The organism is Bartonella sp. TS25HLJMH (genome assembly GCF_042193505.1).
Taxonomy (GTDB): Bacteria; Pseudomonadota; Alphaproteobacteria; order Rhizobiales; family Rhizobiaceae; genus Bartonella; species Bartonella grahamii.
The window spans coordinates 120,983-138,047 of the sequence record NZ_JBHILV010000005.1 but is presented as its reverse complement, the minus strand read 5'-3'; the positions used below and the strand labels follow the sequence as shown (position 1 = coordinate 138,047).

12 protein-coding genes, 1 tRNA gene and 1 pseudogene are annotated in these 17,065 nt (G+C 34.7%); 5 read left to right on the top strand and 9 right to left on the bottom strand.

What is annotated here, in order from left to right:
• Positions 1-791, top strand: a 791-nt coding sequence (locus ACFINF_RS03980) for a tyrosine-type recombinase/integrase (RefSeq protein ID WP_375619769.1), incomplete at its 5' end; no start/stop codon positions are given.
• A 56-nt stretch (positions 792-847) separates the two neighbouring features.
• Here ACFINF_RS03980 and ACFINF_RS03975 read toward each other — a convergent pair.
• The 3 genes from ACFINF_RS03975 to ACFINF_RS03965 all read right to left on the bottom strand — a co-directional run bounded on the left by ACFINF_RS03975 (position 848) and on the right by ACFINF_RS03965 (position 1,721).
• A complete protein-coding gene (locus tag ACFINF_RS03975) occupies positions 848-1,147 on the bottom strand; it encodes a HigA family addiction module antitoxin (protein ID WP_375619768.1) in 300 nt (99 codons plus the stop codon).
• A gap of 18 nt (positions 1,148-1,165) precedes the next feature.
• The gene (locus ACFINF_RS03970; protein ID WP_375619767.1) at positions 1,166-1,447 is read right to left on the bottom strand and encodes a type II toxin-antitoxin system RelE/ParE family toxin; all 282 of its coding nucleotides are present in this window, start codon (positions 1,445-1,447) and stop codon (positions 1,166-1,168) included.
• Positions 1,448-1,646: 199 nt separating this feature from the next.
• Positions 1,647-1,721 (bottom strand) — tRNA-Gln (locus ACFINF_RS03965).
• Between the two features lie 871 nt (positions 1,722-2,592).
• Between ACFINF_RS03965 and ACFINF_RS03960 the strand changes: the two genes are divergently transcribed.
• On the top strand, positions 2,593-3,195 hold the full coding sequence (locus ACFINF_RS03960) for a superoxide dismutase (RefSeq protein ID WP_375619766.1): 603 nt from the start codon (positions 2,593-2,595) through the stop codon (positions 3,193-3,195).
• Between the two features lie 82 nt (positions 3,196-3,277).
• Here the strand turns inward: ACFINF_RS03960 and ACFINF_RS03955 are convergent, their stop codons facing one another.
• Positions 3,278-5,371 (bottom strand): S9 family peptidase, encoded by a 2,094-nt coding sequence (locus ACFINF_RS03955; RefSeq protein ID WP_375619765.1) that lies wholly within the window; start codon positions 5,369-5,371, stop codon positions 3,278-3,280.
• Between the two features lie 854 nt (positions 5,372-6,225).
• On the opposite strand from ACFINF_RS03955, the gene ACFINF_RS03950 reads away from it, so the two are divergent.
• Positions 6,226-6,663 (top strand): MucR family transcriptional regulator, encoded by a 438-nt coding sequence (locus ACFINF_RS03950; protein ID WP_012754848.1) that lies wholly within the window; start codon positions 6,226-6,228, stop codon positions 6,661-6,663.
• A 98-nt stretch (positions 6,664-6,761) separates the two neighbouring features.
• Here ACFINF_RS03950 and ACFINF_RS03945 read toward each other — a convergent pair whose 3' ends face one another.
• Positions 6,762-7,172 (bottom strand): SufE family protein, encoded by a 411-nt coding sequence (locus ACFINF_RS03945; protein WP_012754847.1) that lies wholly within the window; start codon positions 7,170-7,172, stop codon positions 6,762-6,764.
• Between the two features lie 108 nt (positions 7,173-7,280).
• A pseudogene (locus ACFINF_RS03940) lies at positions 7,281-7,656 on the bottom strand (DUF5330 domain-containing protein).
• A gap of 1,134 nt (positions 7,657-8,790) precedes the next feature.
• Here ACFINF_RS03940 and ACFINF_RS03935 point away from each other — a divergent pair.
• The gene (locus tag ACFINF_RS03935) at positions 8,791-9,630 is read left to right on the top strand and encodes a peptidoglycan-binding domain-containing protein (protein ID WP_375619770.1); all 840 of its coding nucleotides are present in this window, start codon (positions 8,791-8,793) and stop codon (positions 9,628-9,630) included.
• 1,753 nt (positions 9,631-11,383) lie between these two features.
• Here ACFINF_RS03935 and ppdK read toward each other — a convergent pair.
• The 3 genes from ppdK to ACFINF_RS03920 form a co-directional block, all read right to left on the bottom strand.
• On the bottom strand, positions 11,384-14,050 hold the full coding sequence (ppdK, locus tag ACFINF_RS03930) for a pyruvate, phosphate dikinase (RefSeq protein WP_375619764.1): 2,667 nt from the start codon (positions 14,048-14,050) through the stop codon (positions 11,384-11,386).
• 176 nt (positions 14,051-14,226) lie between these two features.
• Positions 14,227-14,883 (bottom strand): DsbA family protein, encoded by a 657-nt coding sequence (locus tag ACFINF_RS03925; protein ID WP_375619763.1) that lies wholly within the window; start codon positions 14,881-14,883, stop codon positions 14,227-14,229.
• A gap of 82 nt (positions 14,884-14,965) precedes the next feature.
• Complete coding sequence (locus ACFINF_RS03920) at positions 14,966-15,466, bottom strand: DUF721 domain-containing protein (protein WP_375619762.1); 501 nt, start codon at positions 15,464-15,466, stop codon at positions 14,966-14,968.
• 142 nt (positions 15,467-15,608) lie between these two features.
• On the opposite strand from ACFINF_RS03920, the gene mutY reads away from it, so the two are divergent.
• A complete protein-coding gene (gene mutY, locus ACFINF_RS03915; protein WP_375619761.1) occupies positions 15,609-16,667 on the top strand; it encodes an A/G-specific adenine glycosylase in 1,059 nt (352 codons plus the stop codon).
• Positions 16,668-17,065: the final 398 nt, after the last annotated feature.

The window sequence follows — 17,065 nt, the reverse complement described above, 5'->3', positions numbered from 1 at the left end:
GGCATAATCAATCAGAATCTACTAAAAAAGTTAAATATCGAATTCTGAATAATGTTTCTAAACATATCGGTGATCGTTCATATAAAAGCATAAACAAACAACACATTCTTGACGCAGTAGAAAGAAGACGAGAGACTCCCGCAGCAGCAAGACATTTTTTAACGGCTTTAAATGGTCTTTTCAATTGGGCAGTTGATAACGATCTTTTAAATAGAAATCCTGCTTTTAATATAAAGCCGCCAAAATCCTTTAACGCAGAAGGGTTCATACCATGGTTAGAAGAAGATATTGATAAATATTATTACCGTTGGTCACATGGTACACATGAACGTGTATGGATTGACGTCCTTTTATATACAGGTTTACGTCGTGGTGATGCCGTTCGTATCGGCTGGAAAGATATCACAACAGATAATATTATTCATTTAAAAACAGAAAAGAGCCAATTTAAAACAGATGTTTTTCTCCCGATTTTGCCTGAACTCGCAGAAACACTTAAAATTGGACCTATTGGAGATGAAACATTTATTTGCGGTAAAGAAGGTAAAAAACTGACCAAAGAAAGTTTTGGTAATCTGTTTCGTAAAGCTTGTAATGCAGCAGGTATTAAAAAATCAGCGCACGGATTGCGAAAATTAGCAGCAACACGTGCAGCAAATGCAGGTGCGACAGTTTCGCAAATGAAAGCGCTTTTTGGTTGGACAGAAGATAACATGGCATCCCTTTATACCAAAACAGCCGATAGAAAACGACTTGCAATAGAAGCTATCAAAAAACTACAAAAAAGTTAGGGGCATGGTTGACAGTAAGAAAACAAACCAAAGCCCCGTAAAAATTATGAACGCAATCAAAGCGGTGTTTGAGGTGCATCAGAAACCAGAGGAGAAATAGGTGGTTGTGTCTGTTGCATTGTTTGCCATAAATTATAATTCGTTTGCATATCCAGCCAAAATTTTGCTTTACTAAAACCAGCTAATTCTAATTTCACTGCAAGTTCGGTACTCATAGAGGCATGTCCGTTAATCACTCTTGATAGAGAAGCTCTTGTCATATGGAGATGATCAGCTAACCTTTGTATTGTTATCCCCATTTCTTCTAAGAAAGCTACTTTTAGAACTTCGCCCGGATGTGCGGGGTTATGCATCATTTGTTTTCGTTCCTTTCATCAATGGTAATCTTGATAATCAACAAGCTCCACATCTGTTCCTATAAAGCGAAAAGTAACACGCCAATTTCCATTCACCCATATAGAATAGTATCCTGTAAGTTCACCTTTAAGAGGATGCATTTTAAAGGCAGGCGCTTTCAACATTTCAGGCGTCGTAGCACTTGTTAAAGCCGTCAAGATAACGCGTAATTTTTTTACGTGATCTGGTCGAATAGCTTTTGTGGAACCTGTTTTATAAAATAATTTTAAGCCCTTATGTTTGAAACTCACAATTGCCATTACCGCCCCTTATCGTATATCGTCACTATACGATCAATAAAAATAAGAATCAAGCGCCCTGCTAGCAAATCCAGTTATCTAGATAAAATGATTGAATATAAGCTATATAAAAGTTAGGGATAGGTGGAAAATAAGTTAAAAGAATCAACGGAATCAAAATTCCCGAACTTTTATATAACCTATTGATTTTACTAAACATTGGCTGGGGTACCTGGATTCGAACCAGGGAATGCCGGTACCAAAAACCGGTGCCTTACCGCTTGGCTATACCCCAAAAAAACACGCTTTATAGCGACTCTTGCACCTTATAGCGATTCCTGTGATTGGACGCAATATCTGAAAATCAAAGACTTTACTTTTTTATCATAAAGTGCCTGAATCTTATATGGCATTGCATCGATACAAATTCGTAGCAGAAACTGATATACAGTTGTGCTTTTAACACAAATAGAAAACATTTATCCACCAATTATTTTGCTCTTTGTATTGATTTTTTAGGAACAGAAAATGAAAATCTTGTAGTTTACTCATGTATCAATAAATTAGCATATGATTTACTTTTCTTGATATATTCCAATCTCATCTTGCTTCATTAAGATAAAAGCTGTCACCATATTGGAAACTGGTAAAGTGTGTGATAGTTGCTGTGCTCTTTCATTAAGCGTAAAGATGATAATGTCCACTGGTTTTTACATTATATTATTCATGAGTAGCGCCATAAAATGAAATCAAGCACATTGAAAAATATCTCCTAAAAATAACACTTAAATATTCTATTGCAAACACTATGACACACCTAATAGGTTAGAAGAGTTTTGCAAAAATTAAAAATATTTTATCTAGCATTTGAAAAAATAAAGATATAAGAACAAGGGATAATAGCTATTTCTATTTACTTTTTATTCAAAAGATAATGATATTTTTATCGGTTCATAGATGTAAAAAATCTTCAGAAACAATCTTTATATAGACTAATGCCTTTTTTGATTGATTGGCATACATTTCCTAAAAGCTCCTTTTACAAAAAGAGAGACATTAAAATTAATTTCATACAAATAGGTATTCAACATTTGCTTTTAAACTCTGTAAATGGCAAATTAGACTTATGAAATAAGCTTAACAATTAGAATCGAGGAGATTTTTAAATGGCTTTTGAATTGCCCCCATTGCCTTATGATTATGATGCCCTTTCACCTTATATGTCACGCGAAACGCTTGAATATCATCATGATAAGCATCACCTCGCTTATCTTAACAACACCAATAATTTTGTGAAGGAGTTAGGCTTAGAAAATGAAAGCCTTGAAGATATTGTTAAAAAAAGTTTTGGAAAAAATATTGGTTTGTTTAATAATGCAGCACAGTATTACAATCATAACCACTTTTGGCTTTGGATGAAAAAAGATGGTGGTGGTCAAAAACTTCCTGAAAAGTTAGCAAAAGCTATTGACGCTGATCTAGGTGGTTACGACAAATTCCGCACTGATTTTATTGCTGCTGCTAGTGCCCAATTTGGTTCTGGATGGGCGTGGGTTGCTGTTAAAGATGGCAAGCTTGAAATTATGAAAACGCCTAATGGCGAAAATCCCTTAATTCACAATGCTCGACCTATTTTGGGTGTCGATGTGTGGGAACATTCCTATTACATTGATTATCGCAATGCTCGACCAAAGTACCTCGAATCCTTTGTAGACCATTTAGTTAATTGGGACTATGTTTTGAAACTTTATGAAGAATGTGAATTTTAAGCTATCTAGATAATTTTTTAGTGTATGAAAGTCCCTATAAACCAATAAATTATCGGGGACTTTCAAACACAGACATTATGGATTAGCAACAGTCTTTTTCTGCTATCTTGAGAATATATGCATAGATATAGGCAACTTCTTCTAGCTTTGAAAGACGTCCAGCTGCACCAGCGTGCCCTGAATCCATATTAATACGTAATAAAATTGCATTATCGTCTGTTTTTAAGTCTCGTAATTTTGCCACCCATTTTGCAGGCTCCCAGTAAGTTACACGAGGATCTGTTAATCCTGCCATCACAAGTATAGGAGGATAGTTTTGAGCTTTGACATTATCGTAGGGTGAATAGGAAGCAATAAGCTTATAATCTTCTTCTGATTCAAGAGGATTTCCCCATTCGGCCCATTCTGGAGGTGTAAGTGGCAATGAAGCATCTAACATTGTCGCTAAGACATCAACAAAAGGCACATTCGCTACGATTGCCGCAAAATCCTGTGGAGCTATATTGGCAATGGCTCCCATCAACATCCCCCCTGCTGAACCACCATAAGCAATAAGCCGGTCGTGAGAAGTGAATTTATTGTTTACAAGGTAACGCCCACAAGCAATAAAATCTGTAAATGTATTGTGCTTAAAGAAATGCTTTCCTTTTTCATACCATTCTACTCCCTTTTCTTTTCCTCCGCGAATATGAGCAATCGCGTAAATAAAACCTCTGTTTACTAGAGAAAATAGATTACTATTGAAACTGGCAGGAATAGAGATCCCATAAGCACCATAACCGTAAAGAAGACAAGGTGCACCACCATCAAGAGGAGTGTTTTTGTGATAAAAAAGTGAAATAGGAATCTTCTCACCATCGTCTGCTATTGCTGTAACACGTCGTGTTACATATGCATCTTTATTATGCCCAGAGGGAATTATTTGCGTTTTTAAAAGCATTCGTTTACGACTTTTCATCTCATAATCAAACACTTGATCAGGTGTTGTCATAGACGAATAGGAAAAACGAATAGTTAGACTGTTATATTCTGCAACCCCTTGTAGACCTAAAGAATAAGCCTCTTCAGTAAAAGCAATGGAATTAACTTGTTTAGTGGTACGTTCCATTACTTTTATACGTGGAAGCCCCTCAAAACGTTCGATCCAGACAAGAAAATCTTGATAAGCATCATGGGATAATATTAGGCACCCAAGCTGATGTGGGACAAACTCAGACCAATTTTCTGATTGTGGAGATGTATATGGCGCTACCATAATTTTGAAATCTTTTGCATTATCTAGATTGGTCAGAATATAAAAGACATCACCACCTTCTGTAAGTGAATATTCAATACCTTTTTGTCGTTTCCGTACACATTGGGGAGTAGTAAAAGGCGCCTCAGCAGGAATCAACCAGATCTCTGATGTTTCATGATCATGAATATTAATATAAATAATATCATTAAGCTTAGAGCCGCTTACATCTAAGAAAAAACTTGGATTGTCTTCGCGAAAAATAAGCTTATCTTGTGATTGATCAGTGTTTAATCGGTGATAATAGAGCTCTGAAGGTCGGTGATTTTTATCCATCTTAGTATAGAAAAAACCTTCAGATCTAGCATCCCATACAATTTGACCAGATGTATCAGTAATTGTGTCCATGCAATCAGACAATGTCTCAAAATTACGAATTTTAGCTGTATAGAATTCTGATCCTTTGTCATCATAGGTCCATACCACATGTGTATGGTCAGGAGATTCTTGAACTGAACCAAATTTGAAATATTCTTTGCCTTCTGCTAAGATATCACCGTTAAGGTAAACGGTTTTTTCTCCGCCATTCCTTGGTGTCCGAAAATAATGCGGTTGTTGACCTCCGGTAACATAAGAGAATCCGTAAGCAAAAGGGCCATGTTTTATAGGAACAGAACTATCATTCTCTTGGATCCTGTTTTTCATTTCGGTAAAAAGCAAATCTCGTAATGGTTTTGTATCAGCCATTTGAGCTGATTGATAAGCATTTTCTTTTTCAAGATAATGTCGAATATTTGGATCAAGACAGTTAGGATTTTTAAAAACATCTTGCCAATTAGACGCACGTAGCCAATGATAGGGATCATCACGAAAAATACCATGATATATTTCCTTATGAGTGATTCTAAATGCTTTGGGAGGAATTGCAAAAGTGCGGGTCATACACAATCCTATATTAAAATATGTTAACAGCTTCGTTTATATGTTAGAATCATAATTATTGATGCAAGTGTAAAAATCTATAAGTTCTATTCACTTGTAAAAATAGCGCCATGATAATTTTTAAAACTAATACCTTTCTGTCCATTACATATCACAGCTATTGTTTTCTAGGGATATAATACCACTTTTATAATGAAAGTAATTGGTAAGACAATTAAACTATGAGAAAAAGAATTGATTTTTTTTGAAACAGTATAATCTTATAAATTTATAGAAAGTAATAACTATATTTAAAGTATTTTTATTAATGTATAAAACATAAAAATATTCTATGTCGTTTTAATGAATAGTTTTATATTATAAGTAATGCTGTTGTGCCTTATTTATAATATAGTATGTTCTTTATTATTAAATTTAATAAATATAAATAATAAAAATAAATTTAAAATTTAGTAAAAATAAAATTACTAAATTATAAGTATTCAAAATAAAAAATACTAATTTATATATTATATTTTTATAATTAGTAATTTTACTTTTACGTTCTCAAAAAAATAAATAAATTTTATCCTATATTTTTTTATATTTGTGATGTATTGTATGTTATGTATGATATGTTATAGGCTAAAAATATATTTTAGCATGTAATAATTTCGTTTTTCTTATTTTATATTATGACAAAAAAGAGGTATTTATTTGATTTTTTTGTGTTTTGGCAATTTTATAGAATAATTGAATTGACAAAAAAGATTTTTGTACAATATGAAGCTCATGTGCATGAGATCTTTATATCATGAGTATATGCACTATATCTCGATTTTGAATTACTCAATTTTAAATTAAAGGAAACAAGAATGGAACATCGTGCAGTCTTAGAGACTGAAAGCAATTTAGTTATTACATTGGTTGCTGATATTGTTGCTGCCTACGTGAGTAATAATTCTATTCGACCGACTGAAGTGCCAAGTTTAATTGCTGATGTCCATGCTGCTTTTCGTAAAGCAGGGAATCTAGAGTTAACAGAAGTCGAAGTTGAAAAACAAAGGCCTGCCGTTAATCCAAAGCGTTCAGTATTTCCTGATTATCTCATTTGCCTTGAAGATGGGAAAAAATTTAAATCTCTAAAGCGTCATCTCATGACACATTATGGAATGTTGCCAGAAGAATATCGTGAAAAATGGCAGTTAGATAGTTCTTATCCTATGGTGGCGCCTAATTATGCAAAAACACGATCAGCTTTAGCCAAAGAAATGGGTCTTGGACGCAAAAGTAAACGGAAAAAAACTAAATAATCTTATTTTGCGAAAAAATGGTTTCGTGTATAAATTTGATTTTAGTATACATGTTTTGTGTGAAGCTTTTGTATATATAGCAGTTTCTACCAAGGAGATTATACATAGCTTTCGTTACGAATCCGTTTAATCATTGATTTCAGACCATTTGATCGTTGTGGTGTAAGATTTTCATTTAAACCAAGTTTTTCAAAGAGCTCTTGAGCATCGGAATTGCGAATTTCAGAAGCTTTTTTGCCTGAATAAAAAGCAAGGAGTATGTAAATAAGTCCACGCACAATATGAGCATCGGAATCACCTTGAAACGTCAATATTGGATCTTCTGAGTTATTACGTGAAGATAAAAGCCACACTTGGCTAACACAACCAGGAACTTTGTGAGCATCGTTTCGAGCGCTTTCCGGAAAAGGTGGCAATTCATGGCCAAGCTCAATGACATAACGATAACGGTCTTCCCAATTATCCAAAAGCGAAAAGTTCTCTATGATATTACCGATTGTTTCCGCCATTATTTTAGTCCTGTTTCGTTTGAATAATCATTCTTAAATACACTTATAAAAAATAAATATTTATTCTTCCTAACATAAATAACACGAAGAACGTTAAAAATCCTTATTTCAAGATAACATTGTATGGCTTTGTAAGAACTCTTGTATTGCGATTTTGCAAGAAACATTAGGGGAAATCTCTGATATTATTGTTGTTCCCTAATATGTTGCCTAAATATTCATAAGCAGCTCTTGCACCGTAATATGCGCGTTCACCAAGTGAACTTAAAAATGATTTTCCTACTTTGCAGGTTTCTATATTACGGTCACAAAATGCTCCTAGGTCATTTAAAGCTTCTTTAAATGCACTAATCACATCGCTCGTTGTTGTCTCATTATTTTTGGGGCTAGAAGAATGGTCACTGCTTGGATTTGCTACAAAAAATGAAATAATGACAAAAATACAAAATAAAAAAAATGATAATTTGATTAAAAAACGTATCATGGGCAATCAATGTACCGCAGTGGTAAATACAATAAAAGAAGCATTTTATACACTGTTTCTTTATAAACAATTTATAAAATTTGTTTTTTATAAAATTGAGTATTCATTTATTGGATCTATATCATTGGCTTTTTTATAAATATGGCACAATGCCGCTGTATAAAATGGGATACATTGTCTATTCAGTAAAAATTTAACATCCCAATTATACACTTACAGGCTGATCATATTAATGAACATACCATGATAAAAAGTGAGAGATATAACCATGATCGTGCATAAGAGTTAAGAAATGTACCCCCCACATTTATAATCTTTTATTCCACAAGAAAGTGTAGCAATGAGATAAGGATTAAACACAGAGTCCAATTTCTTTTCCATATTGTGTACATACTTATTTTAAATAATAGTTCATCATCTTAGCTTAGTTGAAAAGGCTAAAAAGAGTCAGACTCTGTTATTCTGACTCTAGTAGTGATAAAATATTTATATTATCTATAAAATTTTTACTAGAACATCACCAACATGATCAATATGTCGATCAAAAGATCAAACAATAGCTTCATCTCTTATAACTCCATCTCAAGATCTCAAGACAAGTTTTTCTATAACATTGTAAACATCAATTTAATTGATACAAAAGTAGCTCCACTAAAATATAATAACCTTAAGAGACCAGTATTCTCACCAAACCGTTTACAGAAAAGTAACCCTATATATGTAAATTGTAAAGAATATAATGACTCTTATCTTTTTAACGTTATAGAAAAATAGTCTCTAACTTGTTTTTAAATGATAGGCAAACATCTGCGCCAAAAATGAAGAATAACGTGATATTATTATTGAGATGATTATATGTGATAATGCAGTTTGCAAACACTAAAATGCTCTTGAACGTTAATCATTCGATGTTCTCTTTATACATATTGAAAGATTTGTAAAATCTGAAATTAATAAAAATTGATAAGAGCTCTTGTTGATTGATCAACTTATACATTGATAGAATGAAGCTGCTTATTCTAGGAGTTTGAAAGGAAAAAACAATAATGTAAATGCATTTCTCTCTAGCGAAAAGTAAGAACTAATTTGCATTCGTTTCTTTGTGAAACATAAACGCAACTGAAAATAAAAATGATGACAACAAAACGAAAGACGACCCGAAAAAAAACTGTAAAACACCGTAAATACTATAGTAGTATTGTTATAACACTTCTTCTTATAATTTTTCATTTTATTTTTTGGATAGCAAAAACTCTTTATTTCTATACACGAAAAAATACTTTATTTTTTGTTGGATCTCTTCTTTTTAGCATTAGTTTTTTATTTATTTCATTTAATGCTTTATTTTCGCAAATGACAACGCATCAAAATATTTTAACTCAAATGAAATTTTCCTCCATTCAAAGTATAGGGAAGAGCTCTACTTTATTGGAAAAAGAAGCAAAATCACAAGAACTCTCTCGTGTAACTTCTCTACATTCTCCAAGTCATCACCATACAAATTCACCTTTACCTCCTCAATCAGTAAGTATGCTGGAAAAGCAAAAAGAACTAGCAAAATTAGGACTTTATGATGGACCATTAGATGGACTGGAAGGACCTAAAACACGCCGAGCCATCACTTTATGGAAACAACAAGCTGCTCAGAAAATGCAAAATAATGTTTTACCCAATTCTACAACAGATGAAATTGCGATATTAATTAAGCAGAGCGAAATAGAAATGGAAAATAAAACAAAAAGAAATATAACACACTCAAAAGAAGCTGTTTTAGAGCCTTCTGTTGAAGATATTATACGGGTACAAAAAGCTTTACATATTTTTGGTCATGAGGAGGTTATTGTCACAGGAATAGAAGATCAAAAGACGATAGAAGCCTTAAAACAGTTTCAACAAATGTTTGATCTTCCTGTAACTGGTAAAATTAATCACACAATTTTAATGAAAATGCGTGAAATTGGTTTATTAAATTGAAGCTAATCATCTACACTATAAAATAATCTCTTAATTTATAATGATAATTCTCTTTCGTTTGTTGAATGCTTCCCTCAAACATTCTTTCATCTCAAGCCCTCTTATATTCAATCAGTCAGAATGGTTTTCTTACACATTACATATTGAGCCATACAATTTGCTGTAAGAAAACCACAACCGATTGCAGAAAAAAGAAATATTGCAAAATAGCAAACGCGCTCGTTCTAGAATTTTTATTGCTTCTGATGATAAAAGGACACGAAATTTTTATAGTATCACGTAAACCTTTCATATTATCGAGCCACTAATTGTCCATATATTATCGTCAATTTGATCTTTATAAATATGATGCAAAGAATTTGTGCAAACATCTGTAAGGATAAATAGACGTAAAGCTAGTTGTATTATGGTTGTTGTTTCGCAAAGTGTCTGATAAAAAATCGGCAATTCTCTCCAATCTATTGCTGGAAAGTTTTGTGTTTTATGACGTTGTTTTCTAAGAGAACGTGTGCTTTTGGTGTCGCCTATAAATCAACATCCAAACCTAACGCAGCAGCATGTTTGAAGCAAATGTTAAGACAGTTTAGTACTTTCTCAACTGCTATAGCTTTTGTATGCCAAATGGAGGCAAGGGCATTGCGCATCTCTGTTTGTATAATCTCTGAAACAGAGAGACAGTTTAATTTGGGAAGAATATGAAATTTTAAGGGTAGAAACCAATTTTCATCTTTGCCATTTCCTTTTAATTCAGCTTTACGACTTTCAAAGACATCTAAAGCAATGTCTTTAAAATAATGGAGATTACCTATTGCCTCATGCTTTTATTTAGCTCGTATCTTTTTGGGCCCACGCCTCCTCACGTAAAACAAAATGTCCTAAACGGAATATACGCGGATTGCCATTCACGGGCTTTCTTAAAAAAATATTTCTAAAGCACCCAAGCCCATTTCGCAACAACTGCCCGTGAATAATAATAGCAGCCCCACTTGTGCGCTATCATCTTTACACTTATGAAGAAGCAAGCCGGCATCATTACACACTGTACCTACCTTCAATTTGTGACAGCTCTTGACACTTGAGACGATTCATAAAAAAAGCATATCCTTGCTTTATTTTTTATCCACAGACGCTAATTCCGCCTGTAACATGCAAAAAACATGGTTTTGATTGATTCATTATAAAAGAAGTTGAAATGAGAAAATCTTATGACCTTTGCAGCTTTCGTTCAATATAAGAAATAAAAAATTATCATTATAAATCAACATATTGTACAACTTTGATATTCCTTACAGGAATGTAAAGATGGTGGCGCATAGTAGAGTTTATATACTTTGGGAAGATTTTTATAAACTTACGGGGGGGGGGTTACATAATCCCCATTCCACAAATGTCAATGTGAAATGGGACATCCACTGAGAGATGTCTATCTCAAACAGCATGATGTGCAAAAAAAATGCATTTGTTTGGAGCATTCTATTTTGCGTGAGGAGTTCATTCCCCTATAAAAAACAAACGTGTAAATTAACTGCACAATAACACGTTTCTCTCTATCAAGAGGTTAGTTAATAGATAATACATCTTTGTCTATCCTGCTTTATATTTTCTCTCATAAACCTCTCAAAAATACACTTTCTCGCGTAACATAACTTATCGTGCATTTTAGAAGCACTTTTATTTCCTTTATTAAAGAAAATAAAAGAATATATAAAAATTTATTTCAGTAATAACTATACAACAAAAAAATATTAACCCATTATATCCTTTTTGCTATTGCGGCCTGGGCTGCTGCTAAACGAGCAATTGGTACTCGAAAAGGAGAACACGAAACATAATCTAGGTTATTTTCTTCGCATAAAGCAATAGAGGCAGGATCGCCTCCATGTTCACCGCAAATTCCCAATTTTATTTTTGCACGCTTTGATCGTCCACGCTGTGCAGCAATGGTAATAAGTTCTCCTACTCCATCACGGTCAATAGACACGAAAGGATCTTGCTCTAAAAGACCTTTTTGAAAATAAGTAGCCAAAAAAGGGGCAGCATCATCACGGGAAATCCCAAAAGTGGTTTGTGTCAAATCGTTTGTTCCAAATGAAAAAAATTCAGCAGTTTCAGCTATTTCATCTGCTCGAAGCGCCGCCCTTGGAAGCTCAATCATCGTCCCAACCATATATTGAATAGTGCTTCCCTTTTCTTTCATCACTTCCTCAGCAACCTGATCAATACGCGCTTTTACAAAATCGAGTTCAGATTTAAGCGCAACAAGTGGCACCATAATTTCAAGCATAACAGGAGATCCAGATTTTTGGGCAGCTTCTGCTGCTGCTTCAAAAATCGCCCGCGCTTGCATTTCTGCAATTTCAGGATAAGTAATAGCTAAACGGCATCCACGTAATCCAAGCATAGGATTAAATTCGTGTAACTGCTGAGCGCGTTCAGCAAGCACTTCAGCAGAAACACCCATAGCTGTTGCAACATCAAGAATTTCTGCTTTCGTTTTAGGCAAAAATTCATGTAATGGTGGATCTAGCAAGCGGATAGTAACAGGTAAACCACACATAATTTCAAATAATTCACTAAAATCTGAACGCTGCATTGGCAAAAGCTTATCTAGTGCTTTACGACGACCATTTTCATCATGACTTAAAATCATTTCACGCATGGCAACGATACGTTCATCAGAAAAAAACATATGCTCCGTACGGCAAAGACCTATACCCTCAGCCCCAAAAGAGCGCCCCATACGCGCATCAGATGGTGTATCAGCATTAGCGCGAACTCTTATACGTCGCATCTCATCAGCCCATTCCATTAATTTTGCGAAGTCTCCGCAAAGCTGAGGCTGCAACATTGCAACTTTCCCTTTGAAAATTTCTCCACTTCCACCATCAATTGTGATAACATCACCTTTTTTAAAGCTTTCTCCTGAAGCAAACAGCGTATTTGTGTTATAATCAATCCGCACACTGCCAGCACCAGAAATACATGGTTTTCCCATCCCCCGCGCAACAACAGCAGCGTGACTTGTCATACCGCCACGCGTTGTTAAAATTCCTTCTGCAGCATGCATACCATGAATATCTTCTGGGCTCGTTTCTACACGGACCAAAATAACTTTGCGACCTTCTGCCGACACAGTTTCTGCCTCTTCTGAAGTAAAAACAATTTCACCAGTTGCGGCTCCAGGAGAAGCAGGTAAACCACGTCCTATAACAAAACGTTCTGCTTTGGGATCAAGTGTTGGATGCAAAAGTTGGTCAAGCGACTTTGCATCAATACGCATCACAGCCTCTTCATGGTTTATTAACCCCTCCTCAACCATTTCAATTGCTATCTTGAGAGCCGCACGAGCCGTGCGTTTTCCTGAACGAGTCTGAAGCATCCATAATTTACCTTTTTCAATGGTAAATTCGAGATCTTGCATATCCCGATAATGCTGCTCAAGCTTCTGCGCTATATGACATAATTTCAAAAAAGCCTCAGGCATAATTTTTTCTAATGACGGTCTATTTGAACCAGCAACAATACGCGCATTTTCTGTAATATTTTGAGGCGTTCGAATGCCCGCCACAACATCTTCCCCTTGCGCATTAACTAAAAATTCACCATAAAGTTCTTTTTTTCCTGTCGATGGATTGCGTGTAAAAGCAACACCTGTTGCCGAATCTTCACCCATGTTGCCAAAAACCATAGCTTGCACATTAACTGCCGTTCCCCAATTTTCAGGAATATTATGTAAACGGCGATAGGTAACTGCACGTGCTGTCATCCAACTTGAAAAAACGGCTCCAATTGCTCCCCATAACTGCTGTTCAGGATTTTGTGGAAAAGGCTTTCCTAATTTTTCTTCAACATATGCTTTATAAGAAGTAATAATATTCTTCCAATCATCTGCTGTCATTTCTGTATCAATAGTGTAACCATTGCGTACTTTTGCTTCATCAAGAATTTCTTCAAAATACGAATGATCTAACCCCAAAACAACGTTAGAATACATTTGGATAAAACGCCGATAACTATCATAAGCAAAACGTTCATTATTAGCTTGTAAAGCAATGGCTTTTACAGTCTCATCATTCATGCCAAGGTTAAGCACTGTATCCATCATCCCTGGCATAGAAGCCCTAGCCCCTGAACGAACAGAAAGCAAAAGTGGCTTTTGCTCACTCCCAAATTCACGTCCTGTTTGTTCACCAATGCGTCTTAGTGCTTGCTTAACAGATTCCTGTAGCTCTTCTGGATATGATTTGTTATGGGCATAATAAAAATTACAAACTTCTGTTGTCAGCGTAAATCCAGGTGGTACGGGCAAACCAAGATTACTCATTTCTGCCAAATTAGCCCCTTTACCTCCGAGAAGGTTACGCTCACTTGCACTTCCTTCTGCCTTTCCATCTCCAAAACTATAAACCCATTTTTTCATTGTACAAATCCTCCCATATCAGCATCAAAACATCATTCAATCTAGGCTCACTTAAAAGCAATGATTTGATTCAAAATCAGCTCAAAAAAGTATTGCTTCATAAATGCATAATATTAATCCTTCCAAAAGTAATAATGACTAAAAGTATCACTATCCATCTTCTGGAAAATTAAGATTCAGTTTTTAAGAAAACTATCAATCACTGAAAAAAAGTCTTCTACTTTCATGGCACCTTCATATTTACTACCATTAATAAAGAAAGTAGGCGTTGCTGTAACACCAAGTTTTTTACCACGCTCAAAGGATGCATTCACTTCATCTAAAATGGCTTGATTTTTCAAACATGCAGTAAAACTTTCATCTGTAAAACCAGCCATTAAGCCAATTTTTTTTAATGGTGTTAGAGCATCTTTTCTGAAAGCCCATTCATTTTGTTTTTGAAATAAAACTTCTATCAAAGGAAAATAGCGATCTTCTGGCGCACACTGTGCCAACATAAAACCTGCTGTTGCCCGAGGATCAAAAGCATAATCGCGGAAAATCAGTTTTACTTTTCCTGTTTTTATATATTTTTTACGAATTTGAGGAAGTATATCATTATAAAAATGCGCACAATGGGTACATGTCAACGAAGCATACTCAACAATGACGACTGGTGCATCCGCCTCTCCCTCAAAGCGATCCTTTACTTTACCCGATTGGAGAATCTCTGCCATATCAACAGTTGCCACTGGTTTTGGATCACGCGCTAAAGCAACTGTTACACTGTTTTGTACAATCGTTATGAAGAGAAAAATTATCCCGAAAGATAAAAAAGAACGATATTTTACCATAAATAATACTTTTCTGTTGTTATTAACGAATAAGAATCCAATGCTTTCTCATATATTAAAGAAAAATATATAAAATATCTTTCTATTTATTATTTTTTTCCAAGAAAATGCAACAGCCAAGTTTATAAAGTGATTGGCGCAAGCTTTTATCTTCAATTCCTTCAAGCATTTTTTCCACGCATTTTTTGTCTTGTTCACTCAAAGATGGTTTTCGAGGCAAGTGATTCATAAAAACAGACATACTCCTTTGCTCAATCTTGATGCGATCAATAGCAATATAGCCAAAAAATCCGTTAATTCTATGAAGTAATTCCTCTGTTTCATGCATCAATTTTAACGCAGCAAATCCTTCACATGCGACAACAAGTGTTGCTGGCTGAAAAACTTCATCTTGATCTGCACGACGTTTCCAAATAATTTTAAGCGGCATTGTATGTTCACTGATATCATAGCCCGCAATTTGTGGCCAATGTTCTATAAGCGCTACATTAAGCCCTGTCCGTTTGCGTAAAACTGGATCAAGTATTTTGTATACCGTCTCAGAAAGAGAATAAAAAATATGTTTTTTAAGTTGTTTTCTCATTTTTAGATCATTGTTCAACCGCTTACTAAATTAAAATCATTTGTTTTATCTAAAAATTATTGCCTCCTCAATTTATGAAATATCAACAAAATAAATAATTTTTTCTTTTGCATTTTATATCTCCCTATGCTTGAAAACAATCATGTATGAAATTTCTTCGCACCTCCTTGCTTGGTACGATCAAAATCACAGACATCTCCCATGGCGGATTACCCCCGAAAAGCAAAAACAAGGTATCCGTCCTGATCCTTATCAAGTTTGGCTTTCTGAAATCATGCTTCAACAAACAACCGTTGAAACAGTTAAGCCTTATTTTAAAAAGTTTCTGAAACTATGGCCTGATCTTTCCTCTTTAACAAAAGCCTCACAAGATGACATCATGAAAGCATGGGCTGGACTTGGTTATTATTCACGCGCACGTAATCTTAAAAAATGTGCGCAACAGCTTGTTGAAAACTACGCGGGACAATTTCCACAATCTGTAAAAGAATTGCGAACTCTAGCCGGCATTGGAGATTATACTGCCGCAGCCATTGCTTCAATTGCTTTTAATCACCCTGTAGCAGTGGTTGATGGTAATGTCGAACGTGTGGTAGCGCGCCTTTTTGCTATCACTTCAATATTACAAAAAGCAAAAGTTGAAATTAAAGAAAAAACACAAAAAATTACTGCTTTAAATCGTCCTGGTGACTTTGCTCAAGCAATGATGGATTTAGGAGCAACAATTTGTACTCCACGCAAACCATCTTGTTATACCTGCCCTCTTCAATGTTTATGCAAAGCAGCAAAGACGCAACAACCGGAATCTTTTCCAGTCAAAGCCCCTAAAAAAGAACGCCCTTCAAAAACAGGTATTGCTTTTGTGGCCCTTAATAAAAAGAAACAAATTTATTTGGAAAAACGACAGACGCAAAAGCTCCTTGGTGGAATGACCCAAATTCCTAACAATATTGGCATAAACAACGAAAATGGACTCCAAAATGCACCCTTTACTGCCAATTGGCAATTCAAAGGACAAATTACGCATGTTTTTACTCACTTTTCTCTAAAACTCGATGTTTACTATACTGAGGATGTTCATGAAATGAATTGTGAAAATGGTTGGTGGTGTAACATTCAACATCTTGCCGAAGAAGCACTACCTACTGTTATAAAAAAAGCCATTTCCGTAGCACTTCCCAATTCTTTCAGATTTAAATAGCCTTCCCTATTCGTAAAAATGTTTTCTAACGGAGACTTTTGTATCTCTAACGGTCATGTATTAATCTGTAAAAGAAAAACTTAAAAAAATGAAATAACCAATTTTTTCTACAGATAAGAATTAAGGAGGAATAGATAAGCTTAGATTTAAATTTCAGGATCTATCCTTTTTTCGCTTATGAAGGAGCAAATCAACACCATCATTATATTTACCAGCCCCCTACAACAACCCTTGGCACTTGAGACGGTTCATAAAAGGTACTTTTTAGTTCTTTCTTTAACAATTTTATTCACAGGCCAACCCCGCTTATGACATACAAGCAAGTAAATTTCATTGATTCAATATGAAATAGGTCTGAAATAAGAAAATTTGACGATATTCGAGGGGGGAACTCAATA

Coding starts and splice junctions, on each gene's coding strand:
- ACFINF_RS03920 (WP_375619762.1), bottom strand. CDS start 15,466: ATGAGAAAACAACTTAAAAAACATATTTTTTATTCTCTTTCTGAGACG.
- mutY (WP_375619761.1), top strand. CDS start 15,609: ATGTATGAAATTTCTTCGCACCTCCTTGCTTGGTACGATCAAAATCAC.
- ACFINF_RS03955 (WP_375619765.1), bottom strand. CDS start 5,371: ATGACCCGCACTTTTGCAATTCCTCCCAAAGCATTTAGAATCACTCAT.
- ACFINF_RS03925 (WP_375619763.1), bottom strand. CDS start 14,883: ATGGTAAAATATCGTTCTTTTTTATCTTTCGGGATAATTTTTCTCTTC.
- ACFINF_RS03970 (WP_375619767.1), bottom strand. CDS start 1,447: ATGGCAATTGTGAGTTTCAAACATAAGGGCTTAAAATTATTTTATAAA.
- ACFINF_RS03950 (WP_012754848.1), top strand. CDS start 6,226: ATGGAACATCGTGCAGTCTTAGAGACTGAAAGCAATTTAGTTATTACA.
- ACFINF_RS03960 (WP_375619766.1), top strand. CDS start 2,593: ATGGCTTTTGAATTGCCCCCATTGCCTTATGATTATGATGCCCTTTCA.
- ACFINF_RS03935 (WP_375619770.1), top strand. CDS start 8,791: ATGACAACAAAACGAAAGACGACCCGAAAAAAAACTGTAAAACACCGT.
- ACFINF_RS03945 (WP_012754847.1), bottom strand. CDS start 7,172: ATGGCGGAAACAATCGGTAATATCATAGAGAACTTTTCGCTTTTGGAT.
- ppdK (WP_375619764.1), bottom strand. CDS start 14,050: ATGAAAAAATGGGTTTATAGTTTTGGAGATGGAAAGGCAGAAGGAAGT.
- ACFINF_RS03975 (WP_375619768.1), bottom strand. CDS start 1,147: ATGATGCATAACCCCGCACATCCGGGCGAAGTTCTAAAAGTAGCTTTC.